Genomic DNA, 5,921 nt, shown 5'->3' with positions numbered 1-5,921 from the left:
AACCGAATTGTGAATTTAAGTTAAAACTTCGGTTCATCATAAAAGATTTATTTAGCAGCAACAAGGTGGCATGTAGAGATTAATCAATTGGCCCATTCTTTTTGGTCGCTAACTAAATCAGTTGACAATCACGAAAAAATGTCTTGAACAATCAAGTATTTGGGTTGGCGGTAATGATGTTATAGCTCAGTCCATTTCCAAGTAAGGGTGATCCAGGATCCAAGTAAGGGTGATCTAGGTAGCTCGGGGCTAAGCAGATTCATGTTAAGCATGGCGGGTTACCTTTCTGCAATAAGCGTGTAAGTTGAGACTGACTTTCTGCCCGTAAAAGTTCCGTGGCCTGCTGCTTTATTTAAGCGCGCGGCATACTTTTGGCGACGCTTTCTAGGTCTCCCTCTAAAAATTTGGCTCTACAGGTAAATCGCTGAATCTTGCCACTAGAGGTTTTGGGGATACTACCGGGCTTGAGCAGCAAGAGGGCATAAATTTGCAAATCGTGCTCTTTGGCAACCGCCCGACGAATTTGGGTGAGGATATCTTTTTCGACGGCGGTGGGCTCCGAATCGGCCGTCAAGGATGTGGGAGGGACAAAATTATTGAGCTGGGGAGGATGAGCAGACGGCTTCTTGCCATTCTTTTGATAACGGTTGATATAGTTTCGTTCTAATTCCGCCACCACAATCAGCCGCTCTTCCCCTGCCTCGGTAATTGAAAAGGCAGCAGCGCAATTGGGCCGAATGCCGGGATAACTTTGAATCACGGTCCATTCGATATCCTGGGGGTAATGATTGCGGCCATTGATAATAATCACGTCTTTGAGGCGTCCAGTCACATAAAGCTCGGAGCCGACCAAAAACCCATAGTCGCCCGTCCGTAAAAAGGGACCTGCACCTGTATCTGCCAAATGGGCCTGAAAGGTTTCCCCAGACACGTCTGACTGTCGCCAATACCCCTGGGCAATACTTTCGCCAGACACCCAAATTTCGCCGACTTCTTCTGCCGAGCATTGCTGCAGGGTTTCAGGATTAGCGATTACGATTTCTTGGCCTTGGAGGGCGGTACCACAGCCCACTAGGGTTCGAGCATCGGCGTCATTGGCTTGGGCCGAGACCACTTGATGCTGTTCTAGGGCGGTCCCTTGGACCGTTTTGAGGGCGGGGCGAGCATCCCGTTGGCCTCCGGACACGATTAGCGTAGCTTCGGCAAGGCCATAACACGGGAAGAAGGCTTCTGACCGAAAACCACAGGGGGCAAATTTAGCGGCAAAGTCTTCGAGGGTTTGAGCGCTGATCGGTTCTGCCCCGTTAAAGGCCACCCGCCAGGAGCTTAAATCCAACCCTTGGAGCTGCTCGGATTTTACCTTACGCAAACATAAATCGTAGGCAAAATTCGGTCCCCCACTGGTGGTTGCCCGATAGCGAGAAATAGCTTGCAGCCAGCGAATGGGACTCTGCAAAAACATAAAGGGGGACATCAGAGCCACGGGGAACCCGCCGTATAAGGGCTGCAAAATCCCGCCGATTAACCCCATATCGTGGTAGGGCGGTAGCCAAATCACCCCTTGGCATTGGGAACTATGCTCAAAGCATTGGTGAATCAGCGCCAGGTTCTGTAAAAGATTGTGATGGGTAATCATCACCCCTTTGGGCGTTGCGGTTGAGCCAGAGGTGTATTGAAGAAAGGCTAAATCCTGGCCCTGGGGATGAATCTCTTGCCAGGCTTGGCGGGGTTCAGTGACGCTGAGGCTATCGGTGGCCAGCCACTTGAGGGCTTTTAACTCTGCGGCATCAATCAACTGTCGCTCAAGTTTCGACAGGATTTGAGAGGTGGTGAGGGCAAAAATAGCTTGGGAATCGGCAATCACGCTTTGCAAGCGCATCAGGGAACGATTCGGGCGGGGTGGATAGATGGGGACTGCCGTGACGCCCGCATAGAGACAGCCGAAGAAGGCCGCGACATACTCTAATCCGGGCTGATAGACCAATAGGGCTCGATCGCCGGGTTGGCAGGCAGATTGTAATGCGGCTGCTATCGCACGGGCTTTTGCATCCAACTCCGCGTAGGTGAGATGGAGGGTTTCGTCTTCACCGTCGACTAAAAAGGTAAAGCCTTGATGGTGGGGCTGGTGAGCCGCGCGATAGCGGAGCAAATCCACCAAACTGTCCACCTTGGGTGGATCCATTTCTTCGACCTTGGCATCCCAATTGGTTGTTTCAGCCACGTTACACTCCATCCTGACCACAGGATTATGAATTCGTTTTCGATTTAAACAGCCCTTGTAGGCGCTGGTCCCATTTCTTTTGATTGGTCTCAGCGTCTTTGATATAGGGAGACCAGGCAATCAACTGGATAATGAACTGATTGAGTAGGGAGGCGGGAAATTTGAGGGGACGCACCATATCGACAAAGAGAATTACCCGAACTTCATCGGTATTATTCCAGGCTTCATGCTCAAAGGTGTCATCAAAGATGAGACTTTTGCCTTCTTGCCAATGGCGGATATCATCCCCCACTCGAATCCCGCAGTCTGAGGCTGCTTTGGGAATAATTAATCCCAAATGGTAGCGCAACACCCCATTAAAGGGACCCCGATGGGGGGGGATTTGCTTTTGCGGCAATAAAATCGAGAAAAACGCTGTCTTTACCCCGGGAATGCTGGACAGGAGCTTGGCTGTTTCCGGGCAGAGACGACAGTTTTGCTCTGCCGTCACCCCATAGGCGTAGAAGAAAAAGGTTTTCCAGCGCTGATCATTGGTGATGTTGTACTGATCTGGGGAAATATCTTGGAAATTAGGCAAGTCGTCTCTATATTTGAGAATTTCATCCAATTCCTGGCGAATCACCTGCCAATTTTCTTCGAAGGTTTTGACCCATTCAAACTGAGCAGGATCAAAGAAGGTTGAGTTGCCCACCAAGGACGCGGATCGCATGAGGCGTTCCAATTGACGCAATAAGCCTTCCCCTACTTTGAGAGCTGCTTCGCGGTTCTTGGTTTTGAAATCAGAGTAAAACTGGCTCAATGCACTCATAAGCTAGGACGTAGAAATCAACAATCGGGCGCATTAACACTCCAGCCAATGTACACCATGATCTGTCACGACGCTATTGGGTCCCTTTGGCCGCCAATAGGGCATCCAACGGCTGGTCCCATTTCTTTTGGTTGGCGGCTGTACCTTAAATATAAGGGGACCTAGAGAAGCGCCGAATCACGGCTTGGCTTAACAGAGAAAGGGGGGGTGACGAGTCTGACCGCATCTCAAAACAGGGCGATGTATACATGGGCGTTGATTGAAAGTATTCATAGCGCTGCAGGAAGACAATCTGTCCTTGGCGTTTACCCAGGAAGACGTTATTAAATGGGGGGAACTTTAATTTACGGTTGATTCGCGGCCATGGGGGCCATCAAATCTGAGATATTGCCTTGGGTTTCTTGTTTCCACTCGGCAACAGGTTGAAAGCTGTTTTCTAAAAATTTTGTTCGACAAGCGCGACGCTGAATTTTGCCACTAGAGGTTTTGGGGATAGCACCTGGCTTGAGGAGCAACACGGCATAAACGTCAGCCATATGGTCTTCGGCAATGGCTAAACGAATCGCTCCGATAACTTCTTCGACGGGGAGGCGGCGGAAAAAGTTTCGTTCCACTTCATGGACAATCACCAGATGCTCTTCGCCATTGAGGGGAATGGAAAAAGCAGCACCATGATTGGGCCGCAGCGCTGGATGACACTGCTCCACGGTTTGTTCAATTAGCTGGGGATATTGGTTTCGGCCCCAAATAATCATTAGGTCTTTAATCCGGCCCGTAATATAGACTTCACTGTCTTGGACAAAGCCTAAGTCCCCGGTCCGCAGGAATGGCCCTTCTCCCGTATCTGCTAAGTGGGCCTGAAAGGTCTCGGCAGTGACGTCCGGTTTGTGCCAATAGCCTTTACCGACGCCAGCCCCAGACACCCAAATCTCACCGACTTGGTTTTCTGCACATTTTGTGAGGGTCTCGGGATGTGCGATCGCAACCTTATCCCCTAACCACATGCGACCACAGCCGACAATCGCCTGGGCTTTATCAGCCTCTGGTTCCACCGGGACTACTTTGTTTTCTGCTAGGGCCGTGCTATCCAGATGACGAATAATCGGCGGTTCTGATTTTAGCCCTCCTGATACAAATAAAGTGGTTTCAGCCATGCCATAGCAGGGATAAAAGGCTTCCCGTCGAAAGCCACAGGGACCAAAAAAATCCGCAAACTGATCGAGGGTATCGGCTTTGATCGGTTCTGCCCCGGAAAAAGCCACTTCCCATGTACTCAGATCCAGTTGGTCCCGCTGCTGGGGCTTTACCTTCTGACAGAGTAAATCGTAGGCGAAGTTAGGGCCGCCGCTGGTGGTCGCCCCATATTTGGAGACAGCCTCTAGCCAGAAAATCGGTTTTTGGATCAGGGCAATCGGTGACATTAGGGTGACGGGGAAGCCACCATATAGGGGCTGGAGGACGCCTCCCACTAGGCCCATGTCGTGAAATAGGGGGAGCCAAATGACACCCTGGCTGTTGTCCGAATGGCCAAAGCTCTCGTAGATCACCTTGGAGTTGTGGAGCATATTGCCATGGGTGACCATCACCCCTTTGGGATCTCCGGTGGAACCTGAGGTGTACTGCAAGAACGCAAGGGTATCGGTTTCTAACTCCGGCTGGGTCCAGGCAGAGGCTTGATCCGTGGGCACGGTATCTGTGGCTAGCCAGGTGAGCTGATTTAAATACGGGGCTAAATCGGGATTCTTTTTGAGCTGCGTTTTGAGATGCTCCAGAAATCCGGCGGTGGAAACCAGCACGGTAGCTTCTGAGGCTTTCGCCCGGATTTGGAGTTTGGCAATGGCTTCGGGTTTTCGGGGCGGATTATCGGTGACGGCCACCACTCCGGCGTAGAGGCAGCCAAAAAAGGCGGACACAAATTCAAGTCCAGCATCATAGGGATAGACGACCAGAACGTTGGTGCCTCGGGCGGTTAGGGCCTGTATTGCGGCTGCGATCGCCCGAGCCTGCAAATCCAAGGTGGCGTAGGTGAGGGTCCCGGATTCGTTTTTACCGTCGGCCAAAAAGGTATAGGCCGTTAAATCCGATTGGCGCTGCGATCGCTCTCGCAGTATATCGACTAGTGTTGAAGGTTGGGTCATAGGGTCAAAATCCGCAATAGCCAAATCCTAAGTTTGAGCATTTAAACCCGCTAGTACTTGCATCACAATAAAGGCGGATCTGCATCACATTACTGTAGTTTAGGGGTGTTCTAGACTTCAAGTATCCTGGCGTACAATCAGCGGCTTCGTATCTCCTGATGGACGCAATATTTGCCCTCTAGTTCCTACAAAAAGGGGGATTCACTAACCAACTGTGACAGTCAATTTTGTTGCATATCTGATGCGGAAATACCATTTTCCCCGTTCATACTAGCGGTAGTTTCTGTCTGTTGATTGTGCGTTCATGGCTAGAGAACACCTAGGTTTTGGCCCTTTTATACCGCGTTTCTTGGGCCCAGTTTCCAAGACAAATACTCACGATCAAGGGATAATAACTAATATATGTATGGAGGTTCAAACCTTTATCAGCCTACTTGGATTAAGAATGTAAATCTTTGGCAATAATGACTACTCTGGGCTTAAGAGGGATAAGTTTACGCCAAGAAGACAAATCAATTTCTAACCCTTTACCTGTGTCTTGATCACCCCTATTATCCACCGATTAATCCTTCTATAAATCTAAGAACGCTTCCATAGCGGGACTAGCAAGAATAATATTTTCCAAGAATAAAAACCAAGAATTAATCAGTTGTGTCGGCTTGGATCAAAACCGGGTAACAGTGTCAGGAGCGATCAAGGTAATCTGAAGGCTTGATGTCACCCCCCTGAATTGACCCTCCAGTATGATTTCAAC

General features: G+C 50.0%; 3 protein-coding genes. All 3 read right to left on the bottom strand.

Features of this window, described 5'->3' with window-relative positions:
• Nucleotides 1–352: 352 nt before the first annotated feature.
• The 3 genes from Q0991_RS16865 to Q0991_RS16855 all read right to left on the bottom strand — a co-directional run bounded on the left by Q0991_RS16865 (nucleotide 353) and on the right by Q0991_RS16855 (nucleotide 5,167).
• On the bottom strand, nucleotides 353–2,233 hold the full coding sequence (locus tag Q0991_RS16865) for a fatty acyl-AMP ligase (RefSeq protein ID WP_366524982.1): 1,881 nt from the start codon (nucleotides 2,231–2,233) through the stop codon (nucleotides 353–355).
• Nucleotides 2,234–2,246: 13 nt separating this feature from the next.
• On the bottom strand, nucleotides 2,247–3,029 hold the full coding sequence (locus Q0991_RS16860; protein ID WP_299490419.1) for an aspartyl/asparaginyl beta-hydroxylase domain-containing protein: 783 nt from the start codon (nucleotides 3,027–3,029) through the stop codon (nucleotides 2,247–2,249).
• Nucleotides 3,030–3,373: 344 nt separating this feature from the next.
• Complete coding sequence (locus Q0991_RS16855) at nucleotides 3,374–5,167, bottom strand: fatty acyl-AMP ligase (RefSeq protein WP_299490418.1); 1,794 nt, start codon at nucleotides 5,165–5,167, stop codon at nucleotides 3,374–3,376.
• Nucleotides 5,168–5,921 lie beyond the last annotated feature (754 nt).

It is taken from the genome of Acaryochloris sp. IP29b_bin.137, from assembly GCF_028285745.1.
Taxonomy (GTDB): Bacteria; Cyanobacteriota; Cyanobacteriia; order Thermosynechococcales; family Thermosynechococcaceae; genus Acaryochloris.
The sequence above is the reverse complement of the archived record's forward strand: the minus strand, read 5'-3'. Positions and strand labels throughout refer to the sequence as shown.

Excerpts from the sequence above, each read along its gene's own strand:
- Q0991_RS16860 (WP_299490419.1), bottom strand. The coding sequence starts at position 3,029 with ATGAGTGCATTGAGCCAGTTTTACTCTGATTTCAAAACCAAGAACCGC.
- Q0991_RS16865 (WP_366524982.1), bottom strand. The coding sequence starts at position 2,233 with ATGGAGTGTAACGTGGCTGAAACAACCAATTGGGATGCCAAGGTCGAA.
- Q0991_RS16855 (WP_299490418.1), bottom strand. The coding sequence starts at position 5,167 with ATGACCCAACCTTCAACACTAGTCGATATACTGCGAGAGCGATCGCAG.